The 14,710-nt window shown below is 68.3% G+C and carries 12 protein-coding genes and 1 pseudogene; 7 read left to right on the forward strand and 6 right to left on the reverse strand.

The window, feature by feature from the left end:
* Positions 1 to 8 precede the first annotated feature (8 nt).
* The 3 genes and pseudogenes from M2266_RS27145 to M2266_RS27155 all read left to right on the forward strand — a co-directional run bounded on the left by M2266_RS27145 (position 9) and on the right by M2266_RS27155 (position 3,584).
* Positions 9 to 1,376, forward strand: a complete 1,368-nt coding sequence (locus M2266_RS27145; protein ID WP_277440542.1) for a tetratricopeptide repeat protein — start codon at positions 9 to 11, stop codon at positions 1,374 to 1,376.
* A 98-nt stretch (positions 1,377 to 1,474) separates the two neighbouring features.
* A pseudogene (locus M2266_RS27150) lies at positions 1,475 to 1,701 on the forward strand (ISAzo13 family transposase); the annotation flags it as partial.
* Between the two features lie 212 nt (positions 1,702 to 1,913).
* Complete coding sequence (locus tag M2266_RS27155; protein ID WP_277440543.1) at positions 1,914 to 3,584, forward strand: FAD-dependent monooxygenase; 1,671 nt, start codon at positions 1,914 to 1,916, stop codon at positions 3,582 to 3,584.
* Positions 3,585 to 3,652: 68 nt separating this feature from the next.
* On the opposite strand, the gene M2266_RS27160 is transcribed toward M2266_RS27155, so the two are convergent.
* The 6 genes from M2266_RS27160 to M2266_RS27185 all read right to left on the reverse strand — a co-directional run bounded on the left by M2266_RS27160 (position 3,653) and on the right by M2266_RS27185 (position 9,005).
* Positions 3,653 to 4,093 (reverse strand): hypothetical protein, encoded by a 441-nt coding sequence (locus M2266_RS27160; protein ID WP_277440544.1) that lies wholly within the window; start codon positions 4,091 to 4,093, stop codon positions 3,653 to 3,655.
* Between the two features lie 62 nt (positions 4,094 to 4,155).
* A complete protein-coding gene (locus M2266_RS27165; RefSeq protein WP_277440545.1) occupies positions 4,156 to 4,560 on the reverse strand; it encodes a cupredoxin domain-containing protein in 405 nt (134 codons plus the stop codon).
* Positions 4,561 to 4,671: 111 nt separating this feature from the next.
* Entirely contained in the window at positions 4,672 to 5,472 is an 801-nt protein-coding gene (locus M2266_RS27170; protein WP_277440546.1) for a ferritin-like domain-containing protein, read from the reverse strand.
* Position 5,473: 1 nt separating this feature from the next.
* Complete coding sequence (locus tag M2266_RS27175; RefSeq protein WP_277440547.1) at positions 5,474 to 6,256, reverse strand: ferritin-like domain-containing protein; 783 nt, start codon at positions 6,254 to 6,256, stop codon at positions 5,474 to 5,476.
* 1,198 nt (positions 6,257 to 7,454) lie between these two features.
* Complete coding sequence (locus M2266_RS27180) at positions 7,455 to 7,871, reverse strand: VOC family protein (RefSeq protein WP_277440548.1); 417 nt, start codon at positions 7,869 to 7,871, stop codon at positions 7,455 to 7,457.
* Between the two features lie 60 nt (positions 7,872 to 7,931).
* Positions 7,932 to 9,005: a HoxN/HupN/NixA family nickel/cobalt transporter gene (locus tag M2266_RS27185; protein ID WP_346780935.1), complete on the reverse strand. Its 1,074-nt coding sequence runs from the start codon at positions 9,003 to 9,005 to the stop codon at positions 7,932 to 7,934.
* Between the two features lie 633 nt (positions 9,006 to 9,638).
* Here M2266_RS27185 and M2266_RS27190 point away from each other — a divergent pair.
* From M2266_RS27190 to M2266_RS27205, 4 genes are all read left to right on the forward strand, one after another.
* The gene (locus M2266_RS27190) at positions 9,639 to 11,039 is read left to right on the forward strand and encodes a DUF4331 domain-containing protein (RefSeq protein ID WP_277440550.1); all 1,401 of its coding nucleotides are present in this window, start codon (positions 9,639 to 9,641) and stop codon (positions 11,037 to 11,039) included.
* 141 nt (positions 11,040 to 11,180) lie between these two features.
* Positions 11,181 to 12,494, forward strand: a complete 1,314-nt coding sequence (locus M2266_RS27195) for a tetratricopeptide repeat protein (protein ID WP_277440551.1) — start codon at positions 11,181 to 11,183, stop codon at positions 12,492 to 12,494.
* A complete protein-coding gene (locus M2266_RS27200; protein ID WP_277440552.1) occupies positions 12,491 to 14,305 on the forward strand; it encodes a hypothetical protein in 1,815 nt (604 codons plus the stop codon). Before M2266_RS27195 ends, M2266_RS27200 begins: the two co-directional genes overlap by 4 nt.
* Positions 14,306 to 14,346: 41 nt before the next feature.
* Positions 14,347 to 14,664, forward strand: coding sequence for a hypothetical protein (locus M2266_RS27205; protein WP_277440553.1), 318 nt, complete (start codon positions 14,347 to 14,349; stop codon positions 14,662 to 14,664).
* Positions 14,665 to 14,710 lie beyond the last annotated feature (46 nt).

The raw sequence follows: 14,710 nt of genomic DNA on the forward strand, positions 1-14,710 counted from the left end.
AGTGCGCCGTGAGCGAGCACGACCCCCAACCCCCCACCCACCGGCGCCCCGCGCACCAACGGCTACGGTGGGCTGCCCTCGCGACGGTCCTGGGCGTCGGGTTCTTCCTCGCCGGCGGACTCGGCCTGGCCCCCTGGCCCGCCTCCTCCACCGGCCACGGCACGTCCTCACCCGCCGACGCCGATCACCCGGACGCCGACCCACTCACCGCACACATCACCGGACTCCAGGCCCACCTACGGCACAACCCCGAAGACACCACCGCCCTGGCCACCCTCGGGCTCGACTACGTCCAACAAGCAAAGACCACAGCCGACCCCACGTACTACCCCAAGGCCGAAGCGGTCCTCCAGCGTTCGCTCACCCTGGACACGACGGACAACTTCACGGCGATGGGCGGCATGGCCGCCCTGGAAGCCGGACGCCACCACTTCAACCAGGCACTGGACTGGGCCCGACGAGCCATCGCCGTGAACCCGTACAACTCCTCGCTGTACGGCACACTCGCCGACGCCTACACCCAACTCGGTCGCTACGCCGAGGCCGCCGACGCGGTGCAGCAGATGGTCGACCTGCGACCCGGCGCCCCCTCGCTGTCCCGCGCCTCCTACATCGCGGAACTGCGGGGCGACACCGCCACCGCCCGCACCGACATGCAGCGAGCCCTCAACGACGCCGCCGGACCGGCCGATAAGGAATTCGCCCACTACTACCTGAGCGAACTCGCCTTCAACAGCGGTGACCCAACCACCGGGCTCCGCGAGGCCGAGGTGGGTCTACGTGCCGCCCCCGCCTCCACCTCGCTGCTCCAGGCAAAGGCCCGAGCCGAAGCGGCGCTGGGCCGCGGCACCGCCGCGATCGCCGATCTGACCCGCGCGGTCCAGCGCGTCCCGCAACCCGAGCACATCCTCCAACTGGGCGAGACCCACCAGTCCCTCGGACGCACCCGGGAAGCCGACCAGCAGTACGAGATCTTCCGCGCGGAACAAAAGCTCTTCGCCGCCAACGGTGTCACCCTCGACTCCGACGCCGCACTCTTCGAAGCCGACCACGGCGACCCCGCCCGAGCCGTGACCATCGCCCGGCAGGGCCTCGCCAGCCGCCCCTTCCTCGACAGCCATGACGCCCTCGCCTGGGCCCTGCACACCAACGGCCAGGACAGCGAAGCCCTCACCGAAGCCGACCACGCCCTCGCACAAGGAACCCGCAGCGCACTGTTCCACTACCACCGCGCGATGATCCAGCAATCTCTCGGCAACCCCACCGCCGCCCGGACCGACCTCACCACGGCCCTCGCCATCAACCCCCACTTCAACCCCTTGCAAGCACCCCTCGCCCACCAAGCTCTGGCTGCGTTGACGAAATCGTCCTCGTAATCTGAGTCGGTACAGCGAACAGGGCCTGCGACAGCCTGACCGGACTGTCCGACCCGGCGAGCCGGCTTCGCGCAGACGCGCCCGGTACATCGCCCACTGCGCAGGCCAGGATGCTGGGGCAGGGAGGTATTCGGGCCGTTGCACAGGCCGCGGTGCTGAGTGAGACAAAGGTGCCCAGGGCGTGTTCGAGGTTGAGGCCGGACCGGGCGCGGCCCCAGGTCGAGATCCGCGACCCGCTTGCGTCCCCCTGCTTGGCCGCCCCACCCGGCCAAGCGGCCCCTCCCCGCTGGCACTGGTCGAGCCGGACGAGTGGGAAGATCCGGTACCGGACTCACCATCACCGTCCGCCACCTGCCTCCCGGCACATCGAAGTGCGATGGCTCCTTGCAGCGACGAAGCCGCGCAGGGCAAGTACAGCTTCCGCGTGGACCGCGGTCATGACGGTGGTCTCGACGCCGAGCGTCTCCAGCGGGCACGGCGTGACATGGTGAAGCAAGCTTGCTCGTGAACCGGTCCGGACGATGAGGGAGCCTGATCATGGCCGATGTCGACGTACTCGTGGTGGGCGCCGGCCCAGTGGGCTTGACGGCGGCGGCTGAGCTGCGGCGACACGGCGTGGACTGCCGCATCGTCGATCGGCTGGCCGTCCCGGAACCCTACGCCAAGGGCATCGGCATCGTGCCTCGCACGCTGGAGGTGTGGGACGCCATGGGCTTGGTCCGTAGAGCCCTGGACAAGGCGGTGCCACACCTGGGCCAACTGGTCTACATCGACGGCAAACCTCGCCCCCGCGTCGAGCTGACTCTGGGGCCCGAGGCCCCCTACCCCTTCGCCACACTGCCCCAGTACGAGACCGAGCGTCTCCTCACCGAGCACCTCGCGGGCTTTGGCACGGAAGTGGAGCGGGCGACCGAGCTCCGCTCGCTGGAGACGCGCCCAGAGGAAATTGAAGCCGTTCTCGCGCATCCCGGCGGCCGGATCGAGCGACTGCGAGCCCGCTACGTCGTTGGCTGCGACGGCGCGCACAGCCTCGTCCGCAAAGCGGCCGGGCTGACCTTCGAAGGCAATGCCTCCCCAGAGCAGTACCTGATCGGCGACGTCGAGGTCGACTGGGAACTGCCCCCCGGCTACAGCATGCGAGCCGTGCACCTGGACGCGAACGGCGAGGTGGACGACATGCTCGTCTGCATTCCGATGCCAGGCGTTCGGCGGTACTGGCTGTCGATGTTCCGCCCCCGCGTCCACGCGGAGGGCGACGAGGCGTCGAGCACACCGGACGCGCCCAAGCCCGAACGGGGAGAGGGTCAGGGACCGGACCTCGACCAGATCCAGGCCGTGCTCGACCGCCTGTCCCCGGAGGTGACGACCGCCTCCACCCTGCGCTGGTCCTCCACCTTCCGGACCAGCCACCGCCTGGTCGACCGATACCGGAACGAGCGCCTGTTCGTAGCCGGCGACGCCGCGCACATCCACCCGCCAATCGGCGGGCAGGGCCTGAACACCGGCGTGCAGGACGCCTACAACCTCGCCTGGAAACTCGCCCTGGCCGTCCGCGGCCTGGCCACGGACGACCTGCTCGACAGCTATCACGCCGAACGTCACCCGGTCGCCCAGGAAGTGGTCGAGCGCACAGTCCGTCACGCCCGCAACGTCCGCCATGCCGGCTCCGGCCGCCTCAACAACGGCGCAGACGCCGAGATGATGCTGCAGCGACAGGCCCAGCTGCTGGTCGCCTATCCGCACAGCCCCCTCACCCAGCCGCAGGTGAACGGCACATCTGATGCCGGCCCTGCCCCCGGCGACCGGGCACCTGACTGCCGCGGCCTGCTGAGCGAACTCGCCACCTACCCGCGACGGCTCTTCGACCTGCTGCGTACCCCGCGACACGTGCTGATGCTGTTCGCGGGCCCGGAGCACGCATCGGGCGATGGCGCCGCCCGACTCGAAGCCTGCGCCGCCCAGGCTCATCGCGCCGCCCACGGCCTGCTCGACGCCTACCTGATCACCGCCGCGGAGGTACCGCAGGACGCCCGACCGGTCGGGCTGCGCCCCCCACGAGTGCACGACTCGGCGGGCGAGTTCCAGAGCACCTACGCGCCACGCGACGGTGAAGCCATCCTGATCCGCCCGGACGGCTACCTCTCCGGACGCTTTCACCCCGCCGTACCGGAACGACTGACGGCACATCTGCGTCGAACCTTCGCCTAGCTCCCACAGCAGAGGGAGGACCCTCACATAATCTGGCAGGTCTACCTGTTGCGCGGTCCGTTCGCCGTCTACTTCGGTGCGCTGATTCGCCGGGTGTGACGCGTCATCAGGAGTGCGGTGGTGGTGATGATGGCGAGGATTTGGGCGGTGGCACTGAGTTTCTTGTCGCTGGACCAGATGGGTTCGTACATGTCGGGGAGCGGGCCGAGGGCCCCGACGTCGACGTAGCGGTACAGCAGAATCGCGGCGAGTCCGCCTGCCGCGACGAGCCAGCCGAGGGCGTCACCCAGCGGCCGGCGCCAGGCGACGATCAGTAGGGCTGCCAGGGACGCCAGGCCCGCTTCGACGCGGAACAGGGCGCCCTGGCTGATCGTAGTGCCGACCGCGTCGTACTGATCGGCGAGCTTGGCGTGGATGTAGGCGTCGATGACCAGGCCCGCTGCGGCGGCGACCCGGCATACCCAGCCAGCGATGCGGAGAGCGTTGCCGGACGTGGTGGCAGATGCCATGGTTCCGACTCCTTATATTCTGAGGCGATAGCCGGCCATACCCTGGTCCGGCCCGGGTCGCCTCAGCGGACGGTGAGGGTTCCCTTCATGTATTGGTGGATGCTGCAGATGTAGCTGTAGCTTCCGGCTGTTGCGGGGGCTTTGAACGTTGCGGATTTGCCGCCGGCGATCGTGCCGGTGTCGAACGCTTTGCCTTCGGCGTCTGTGGCTGTGTGCGGGGTCTTGTCCTCGTTGACTACCGTGACCACCGTGCCCGGAGCGACCGTCAGCGAGGCCGGACTGAACAAGAAGTCCTTGATGACGATGCGTGCCGCCCCGCTTGCTGTGGTTCCCGGCGGAGTTGAGGCCGGCGCCGTCGAGGAAGACGATCCGCTGCTACTGGAGCAGCCCGTCAGAGCGAGCAGCGCGCAGACGACGCTCGCGGCGCCCAGACGTCCTCGACGGGGTCGCACTCGGTTAGTGAACATCTATGGGACCCATCCATTTCGACAGGAGCACTCGACACAGGGGTAGCGATACCGGGAGGTGGTGCGCCCCGGACCTCGATGCGCAAGGGGTCCGGGGCGCACGACGGGACGTCAGACCGTCAGCAGGGTGGTGCTGGCGGCCTTGTCCACGGGCAGGAAGTCGTCCGGGACGGGGTACTGACCGAGCACGTAGTGCAGGATCGCGGCGTGCATCGCCTCGACGGGGGCGATGGTGGCCGCGGTGCTGATCCCGGCGGGGCTGGTGACGTTGTAGGTCGCGAACAGGTACGTCTGCGCGGCCTGGTCCTCCAGTTGCAGGGCCAGTTTGGCGACGGCGCCTACGTTGGCGGCCTTGCCGAGGGCGGCGGTGACGTCGGCCTGATTGGACAGCGGGACGTTGGTGATGGCGGGCTTGCCGGCACCGGTGAGGACCGCGTTCCAGGCTTTGGCGTGGTCGGCGTGCTGGGCCATCGCGGTGGTGACGAAGGTGGCCACCGCGGGGGGCACGGTGCCGAGCTTGCCGGCCTTGGCCGCAGCCAGGGTCGCCTGGTAGGCGCCGACGGCCTGGTTCTCCAGTGCGGTGGCCAGTGCGACGACCTTCAGGTCGCCCGTGTACTGGCCGCTGCCGGACGCGGAGCCCGAGGTGGATGGTGAGGCCGACGTGTCCGACTTCTTGTCGCTGCTGGAGCAGGCCGCCAGGGCCATGGCCGCCGCGACACCTCCGGCGCCGAGCAGGAAGCGGCGCCGCCCCAGGTTCGTTCGCTCCGCGGTCCGGATCTCTTCTGCCAGGTCGACGGCGCCAGCCCGCATCGCGGGCAGTGTCTCCCGATGGGCCTCGTCCATGTCCTGTGTCAGGCGGGTGAGTTGCTGCTCGCTGATCTGCAGTTCCCAGCCGTTGCGTGCTGTGGTCACTTCACGGCTCCTTCGGAGATCGGCGAGGCGTCCTTGGTCGGGTAGAAGGCGTCGGGAACCCGACGCTTCCGGCGGCGGCGGGCAGCTTGGCCGCGTCCGTGGGGATGGCGATGAGGTCGGGAAGGTTCCCGGCCAGCAGCGCCTGGACGGCCAGCAGGGTCGCACGGTGCTGGGCCTCGACCGGGGCGACCGAGGCGAAGAGCTTGCGCAGCTGCGCGTCGCTGACCTGGCTGACGTTCTTGGTGTACGTCTGAGCCGCGACGTCCTCCAGCGTGATCGCGAGCTTGACCACGTCGGCCGACGTCTTGATGGTGGGCAGGGCTTCCTTGACCACGGCCGCGTACTTGGGGTCCGGGCCCGTCTGGGCCTTGCCGCCGGCCTGCGTGGCGGCCGCGTTGAACGCCTTGGCGTGCGCTTGGTGCTGGGTGGTGGTCTTGGCGATGAACGCCGCGACCGTCTTGTTCCCGTTCTTGATGAACGACAGCCCCGCAGCGGTCTGGTAGACGCTGACGGCCAGGTTCTCCAGGGACGCCGCGGTCTGCAGCGCCATGATGTCGTCCGCGGTGGTTGCCGCTGCGGCCCGCACGGATGACAGCACTGCCGCTGTCCCCGCTACACCTGCGAGCGTCCCGGACCGCTGCCACCAGCGACGCGACCGGGGCTCGGTGGCCTCCGCGAAGTCGCCCAGTGCAGTGTCGGTGATGCGCAGTGCGTCGCTGTTCAAGTCCTGTGACTGCTCGGTGAGCTCTTCCAGCAGCCGGGTGTCGATGCGCTCTACGCCCATCACGCCCCATCTCTCACATCTCACGGCACCGGCGCGATCGAAGGCGCTCCCACCTAACCTTCGGTGCCGCAAGCCGCTTGGATTGCCGTCCGCCACGCAAACGGGTGAAGGGTCCATCCTCACGGGTGAACGCCTCTCCTATCAGCTGACTGTGCTGGCCAGTAGAGCGAGACTGATGAGGGCATGATGGTGCCTACGAGCATCCAATACCACCGGCGCAGGTGAATCCGGTGAGAGCCCGGGGCAGTCAACCGCTCCCGTGGCACCCTGCCCGTCTTATCCGATGACCTGTAATCCCGCGCGGGCGAGCCAATCACGCACCCAGGAGCCCGGTCGGTTCCCCAGGGCATCACCCGAACACATTATTCATAACTCGGTATGAAGACCCGGGACGCGAGTCCCCTTCCCCTGAAACCGGCAGGCCAGCCCTGCCCAGTATCTCGAATCCCCGTTGCCTGTACCGCTTTGCCCGTCGGGCAGGGCGACAGCTCCCAGCAGTCCGGCCTCCGGCGCCGAAGCCAGTCAACCTCTCCATTGTTCGAGTTAAGTTCGATTTAGGGTTGGTGGACGCGCCGCAAGTGGAAAGGCGCGGACAAGGGCGCGTGCCCGCTACGCCGGCTTGGCGCGGTGGGGAAGGTGGCCTCCGAGCGGTGCGGTGGTGATCGGTGATGGTTGAGCGGTTTTTGGCGCTGGACGCGGTCGGCTGTGATGTCGGCGCGACCCGTCGTTGGGTGCTGGAGCAGGTTGGAGGGCTCTGGGTGGGATGCCGTCTGGCACCCGGACGCGGCGGCGGTGGCGTTGGTGGTCTCCGGCCACCGGCGCGAACAACTCCCTTCCCGGCTCGGACAGCCGATCGAGCGCATCGCAGGCGGACTGCGCATCGGCAGGCACCCCTGACGTGGGATGGCAGTACAGGTCGAAGACCCCGTCGGTTAGGGCCCTGCCGGAGCTGGCGACCGAGACCCTGAGGTGGTCGGCGCGGACGGTGTCGGTAGGGCCGCTCGGTGCGGCCGAGGCCGCGGCCACCGGTGCGACGACCGCAAACGCGGTCGAGTGCCGACGCGAGAAGGGAACGGATGAACATGCATTCTTCGTGAGCACTACCGCGGATCACCTCCGCACGAGCACAACGATGCCGCCCGCCCCTGGTACCGGTTGCAGCATGTGGGCGGCCTGGTCTTGACGCGTGGCCTGCGAGTCAGGGCTTGGGGGCGAACAGTTCCAGCGCGATGTTGTCAGGATCCCGGAACTCCAGGATGTAGCCCGCACCGATGTCCTTGATGCCCTCGTGGGCGACGCCGCGGCCGCCCAGGACAGCCGCCGCCGCTTCCAACTCCTCGTGGCTGGCCACAGCAAGGCTGAGGTGATCGAGGCCGACCCGGTCCTCGTCGAAACGGTCCTTCGCGACCGGACGCAATCCCAGCAGGGAATCGCCCAGCTGGTAGATCACGCCTCCGAAGAGGAACGAGAGCTGTTGCCGAGTCTCCTCATCCGCATCGGGCGGCAGTTGGAACGCCACCGGGAGGCCGAAGACCTCGTCGTAGAACGCCCGCGACCGGTCGATGTCAGTGACGGTGAGACGGACATGGGCGAAAGCACTCGGCGTGATCGGCATGCCACCATGCTGCACCATCGGTGCAGCACGGCGCGTGATCGCAACACCTGCCCTATCGGTTCAGTCCGTTGTCTCTTCGGCAGGGGACAGACCTGCCGTCCACTTCTCCTCGATGCGGCCGAGTTTCCACACCGCGATCGCGATGAGCCAGGTGGTGAAAAACAGGCCGACGATGAGGAAGCCGATGATGTTCAGGTCCAGACCGCCGACCCAGTCCCAGAACGGGCCGTGCAGATCGAGTTGGTTCGCGAGCAGTCCCAGGAGTTCGACGGTGCCGATGATGAGGGCGACGGCAACGGACAGCCCGGTGATGGTGAGGTTGTAGTAGACCTTGCGGACCGGCTTGGAAAAGGCCCACCCGTAGGCGAAGTTCATGAACGATCCGTCGATGGTGTCCAGCAGCGACATGCCTGCGGCGAACAGGACCGGAAGACACAAAATCGCGTACCAGGGCAGGCCCGAAGCAGCCCCGGAACCGGCGAGAACCATCAGGGCGATCTCGGTGGCCGTGTCGAATCCCAGACCGAACAGCAGGCCGAGCGGATACATCTGCCAGGGCTTGGTGATCGACTTCATCACCCGGCCCAGCAAGCGGTTCATGAAGCCACGATTGTTCAGTTGCTCCTGCAGGGCTGCCTCGTCGAAGTGACCGGTGCGCATCTTCCGGAAGACCTTCCAGATACCGACCAGGATCACCAGGTTGATGGCCGCGATGATGTAGAGGAAGGCGCCGGAGACGGTGGTGCCGATCAGGCCGGTCAGGTGGTGAAGGTTCGAGTTGCCGTCCTGGACCGGTCCGGCGAGGGCTTTGATGCCCAGCGAGAGCAGGAACGCCAGGACGAAGACGATGCTGGAGTGGCCGAGGGAGAACCAGAAGCCCACCGACAGTGGGCGCTGGCCTTCTCCCATGAGTTTGCGGGTGGTGTTGTCGATGGCTGCGATGTGGTCGGCGTCGAAGGCGTGCCGCATCCCGAGCGTGTACGCGGTCACGCCCATCCCGATGCCGAACGCCTTGGTGCCCACTGTGTAGTGCTCCGGCGCGACGATCACCACCAGCGTGAACCAGCCGATCACGTGCAGCGCCAGGATGAACGCGGCCATGCCGCCCAGACGCGTCCATTCCTGTCGGGTCATCGATGTGCGCAGTCGCGTCCAGCGCGATACCGGAGCGTTGAGAGGTGACGGAGGAGTGGTGGGGTTCGTGGTGAGCGCCATGGGACTGCTTTCTTCCGGTCCGGTCAGGCGTAGCTCAACCACCGTAGAAGCGTGATATTCCCACCTGCAAGCGATTCGCAGTAAAGAACAAACAATTTGCCGAACCGGGAGCCGAGGCCAGTTGCCATATCGTCCACCAGTGCGACCGGGTGACGCCAACTCCCCAATGGCCAAACCATTTCAAGTCAAGGGCGACGCCTCCGCTACGCACTGGTGCGAAGTTCCGTCGAGAGAAATATTCGACGCGTAATCCCCTTGCGTCCCCCGTGGCACACGGTCAGAAATGATCATCCAGTCCCGCAATCGCTCTGGTGAAGTGGACATCTTGATTGCTGGGCAGAAAATAGTTCCATTCCCATCATCGGCGGGGTGGCTGGAAAAATCTCTCCATCGGGTGGAGGTTCTTGTCGGAGCCAATCCGCAGCTCGCTTGGCTCCGAAGAGGATGCGGAGGTCCGATCCTCCGAGACCGTCCCCACGTTCTTGAGAGAAAGACTCTTCATGACCGCAAACGCATCACCCGCCGGGCAGCAGCCGGTGGAAGTCGGCAGCAATGTTGCTGGCGCTCGGTTCTGCCGTCGCCGGCGCCGCACTGGCCGGGCCGGGATCCGGTGTCGGGCAGGCGTCCAGCCACCGGGAAGCCCCGCTGATCGCGGCTGATCCGCAGGTCGACAACACCGATGTGTACGCGTTCACCAGTCCGGACAAAGGCAAGTCCGACACGGTGACGCTGACGGCGAACTGGATTCCGTTCCAGGAGCCGAACGGCGGGCCGAACTTCTACCCGTTCGCCGCCGACGCGCACTACGACATCAACATCGACAGTCAGGGCACCGGCAAGCCGGACCTGACCTACCGGTGGACGTTCACCAACGAGGACCGCCGCGGCGAGAAGACGTTCCTGTACAACAACGGCGTCGTCAACAACCTCACCGACAAGACCCTGCTGTTCCGCCAGCACTACTGCTTGCAGGAGATCCGGGCAGGCCACAAGCCGGTCACCCTCGTCGCGGACGGGATCGCCACGCCCTCAAACGTCGGCAAGGCGTCCATGCCGAACTACGGCAAGCTCCGCAACCAAGCCACGAAGAAGCTGCCCGGCGGCGGCCAGACCGTCGCCACCCAGGCCGCCGACCCGTTCTTCCTGGACCTGCGGGTCTTCGACCTGCTCTACGGCGCCAACCTCTCCGAGGCCGGGCACAACACCCTGAACGGATACAACGTCAACACGTTGTCCATCCAGGTGCCCAAGTCCAAGCTCGCCTACAAGGGCAACGCCAAGCGCAACCCGGTCATCGGCGTGTGGAGCTCCACCGAGCGGCGCACCATGCAGCTCAGCCCCGGCAAGCAGACCCCCACGGGCAAGTACGTACAGGTCTCACGCCTGGGCAACCCGCTGGTCAACGAGGTCGTGGTGCCGGCCGGACTGAAGGACGCGTTCAACGCGCTGCCGCCGTCGGAGGACCACAACCAGCCCAAGGTCGTCGCGAAGGTCCTCGACCCGGAACTGCCCAAACTCATCCAGGGCATCTACGGCATCCCGGCACCCGCCACCCCGCGCAAGGACCTCCAGGAGATCTTCCTGACGGGCATCGCGAAGGCGGCCAACGGCCCGCTGGCCGTGGACCTGAACTCGCAGCTGATGAACAAGGACATCAACTGGAAGCGGTTCGTTCCCGCCGAGGAACTGCGGCTGAACATGTCGACTCCGGTGACGGCCAAGCCCGACCGGCTCGGCGTGCTCAACGGCGACTTCCAGGGCTTCCCGAACGGCCGCCGCATGGGCGACGACGTCATCGACATCGCCATCCAGGTACTCGAAGGCGCCACCCCCGGCCACCTGATCCAGGCGCTCGCCGCCGGTGACGGCGTCAACGGACCCGGCAAGGCGTACGGGACCACGTTCCCGTACGTCGCCCTGCCCTACACCGGCTCGGTCAACCAGGCCGGCTAGTACCGCACCGGCCGGTGCGGGCCGACACCACAGCCCCGTACCGGCCGGTCCCCTCGTGGCCGGACGGGTACGACGCGCTCAGCGCGTTCCCCGGTCCGCCCACGGCTCAGCCCGCCCGTCGTTCACAGAGGGATGTCGTTCATGCGCCGCCTCGCCCTGATCGCCACCGCCGCCGCGCTGTGTGCCGGCCTGACCGGATTCGCGGCGCTGGAACACACCACCAGCTCCGCTGCCCCCGCGGGGGTGCCCGCTTCCGTTCCCGGTACGGCTCATAGGGCCCTGTCGATCGACGCCGTGGTGAGCAAACTCCAGGAAAGCCTGCGCCGGCAGCCGGCCGACGGCGCAGCGTGGGCGCAGTTGGGGTCCGCCTACGTCGAGCAGGCCCGGCTCACCGTCGACCCGACGCTGTATCCCAAGGCGGAGGCGGCGTTGCGGCGCTCGCTGACGCTGCAGCCGGTCGGCAACACGGCCGCGCAGACCGGCATGGCCGGACTCGCGAACGCCCGGCACCAGTTCACCCGGGCCCGCACGTGGGCCGATCAGGCCGTCGCGGGCAACCCCTATGGCTGGGCCGCCTACGGGGCACTGGCTGACGCTCTTACGCAGCTCGGCGAAGACACCGGAGCTCAGGCCGCCGTGCAACGGATGCTGGACCTGCACCCCTCGACCGCATCGTTCACCCGCGCCTCCTACACCCTCGAGCTTCAGGGCCGCACCGATGAGGCGGCGCAAGCCCTCCAGCGCGGGCTGGAAGACGCCTCCAACCCCGCCGACCAGGCTTTCTGTCAGCACTATTTGGGCGAGCTCGCCTTCAACACAGGGTCACTCGCTCCGGCGTTGGCGCACTACCGCAAGGCGCTGGCACTGGATCCCACCTACTCCGCAGCCCTCGCAGGAGCCGCCCGCGCCGAGGCCGCGCTGGGCCGGACCGCCCAAGCCGTCACCGACTACCGGACAGCGATCGCCCGGGTTCCTCAGCCGCAGTATGTGCTCGAACTCGGAGAACTGCTGGAGTCCCTGGGCCGCACGGTGGAGGCTCGCGCGCAGTACACCGTCCTGGAGGCCGAGCAGAAACTGTTCGCCGCCAACGGCGTAGTCGACGACCTGAACCTCGGCCAGTACCAGGCCGATCACGGCAGTCCGCAGCTCGCCGTCACCCTGCTCACCGCCGAACGGGGCCGGCGCCACAGCGTGCTGGTCGCGGATGCCCTGAGCTGGGCCCTGCACCGGGCCGGCCGCGACCAAGAGGCGCTGCCCCTGGCACGGGAGGCGAACCGGCTCGGCTGGCGCGACGCCACCTTGCGCTACCACCGCGGCGTCATCGAGCAGGCGCTCGGCGACGACCAGGCCGCACGCACCCACCTGACGGACGCCCTATCGGCCAACCCCGCCTTCTCCCCGCTGCGCGCACCCGACGCACGCGCGCGCCTGGCCCGTCTCCAAGGACACCGATGATCCGTATCTCCGCCGTCACGCGGGGAGCCGTACTTCTCCTCGCCGGTATCCCGGTGCTGCTTTGCCTGACCGCACCGGCCGCCTCCGCGCACCCCTTGGGCAACTTCACCGTCAACCGCTACGACGGTCTGACGCTGCGCCCCGACCAGGTCGAGGACTTGGTGGTGGTGGACGCCGCTGAGATCCCCACGCTGCAGGCCATGCCGACCTTGGACGCCGACCACGACGGCCGGCTCAGCGCTTCCGAAGCCGCTGCCCACGCCCGGACCGCCTGCGCCACGATCGCCCACGGCATCACCGCGACCGCCCAGCCGCAAGGGGACGGCCCCTCACGCGCCGACGTGCTGCACCTCCAGGTCATGTCGGCCGGCTATCGGCTGGTGCGCGGGCAAGCAGGCTTGGACACCGGGCGGCTGGAATGCCGGCTGAGCGCCCCCGCGGACCTGGGAACCACGGGAACCGTGGAACTCACCACTGGCGTGGACCCGTCCCACATCGGCTGGCACGAGATCACCGCCCAGGGCGAGGGGGCACGGATCGGCACCTCGGACGTCCCCGCTGCCTCGATCTCCAACGAACTGCGCAAGTACCCTGCCGACCTGCTGTCCAACCCGCCCGACACCCGCCACACCCGCGTCACCCTCGGCAACGGGTCTGGGGCGGCGGCAGCCGACACGCCGAGCACGGGCATCCTCGGGAGCTGGTACGCGGCCCTCGATACTCGCCTGGGCTCTCTCGCCGACCGGGACCAACTCACCCTGCCCGTCGGCCTGCTCGCGGTGCTGCTGGCCCTCGTCCTGGGCGCCGGACACGCCGCGCTGCCCGGACACGGCAAGACCATCATGGCCGCCTACCTCGCCGGTCGGCAGGGACGGCCTCGCGACGCGGTGACCGTCGCAACGACCGTGACCCTCACCCACACCGCGTCCGTCCTGATCCTGGGGACCGCGTTGAGCGTGTCCTCCGCACTCGTCGGCGAACAGGCCCTCGCCTGGCTTGGCACCATCAGCGGCCTGGTCATCATCGCCGCCGGTCTCTGGCTCCTGCCCGCCGCCCTGCGCACCGCGCGCGACCGCCCGGAGGCGGACGGCGCACACCAGGGACACTCGCACCACGGCCACACACCTGGCGATCACGAGCACGCCCACATCCACGATGTGACGGCCGCAGCCGTTGCCGAACCCAACGCCGCCGGCCAACTTGTCACCGCTACAGTCGGCAGCGGGGCCGCCGCAGCGGCAGGCACGACGGCCGAGGCATCCCTCCCCACCGACACCGGCCCCACCGGGCACCCTGACCACGAGGCCCTGCACATCGTCACCGAACAACACCACGCGGACGGGCAGAGCACGCACAGCCACGACGGGCCCGCGCAAGGGCACCCGCATGGACACGAACACGGGCACGGCGGGCACAGCCACGCTGCCGGAGGGCACGGGCACAGCCATGGGTTGTTCGGTCACCATCATCACGGGACGTCGACCGGGCGTACGAAGGGCGGCCTGATCGGTATCGGTATCGCCGGCGGGCTCGTGCCCAGCCCGTCTGCCCTGGTCGTCCTGCTGGGCTCCATCGCCCTGGGCAGAACCGCCTTCGGCGTCGCCCTCGTCGTCTGCTACGGCCTGGGCATGGCCGCCACCCTGGCCGCCGCCGGCCTGTTCCTCCTCAAACTGCGCGACCGGATCCCGGCCCTGAACGGCGGCCCGGGTGGACGGTTCGCACGATGGGGCGCACGGACCACCCCGCTGGGCACCGCTCTGCTCATCCTGGCCGTCGGGCTCGGCACCGCGCTGCGCGCCATGCCGATGTGAACCCTCCCTCCACCCTCATTTCGAACGACAGGAGAACGACCATGGCATCACGCGCCCGCACCCGTTGCGCCGCGCTGTTCGTGCTCGGTGCGCTCGCACTCGCCGCGTGCGGTTCCTCCGCGGCTCGTACCGGTGCTCTCGACACCACCTCCGACAGCAAGAACCCCACCTGCCGAACCCACCAAATCGTGATGCCCAGCCAGGACTACACGGGGGGAAACGACGCCAATACCCTGGCCGTCCTGGCGATGATGAAGTACTACACCGCCAAGGGAACCGTCCCCTTCTGCGACGCCAAGCCCGCCACGGCACAAGACACCGCCTGGAGCCGGCTCTACACCAATCTCACCAAGCCCTGAGCACGTGATCCTCTCCCGCTCGGTAGTCGGAGTGAGCGGGAACACC

The sequence above is a fragment of the Streptomyces sp. SPB162 genome (assembly GCF_029504575.1).
Taxonomy (GTDB): Bacteria; Actinomycetota; Actinomycetes; order Streptomycetales; family Streptomycetaceae; genus Actinacidiphila.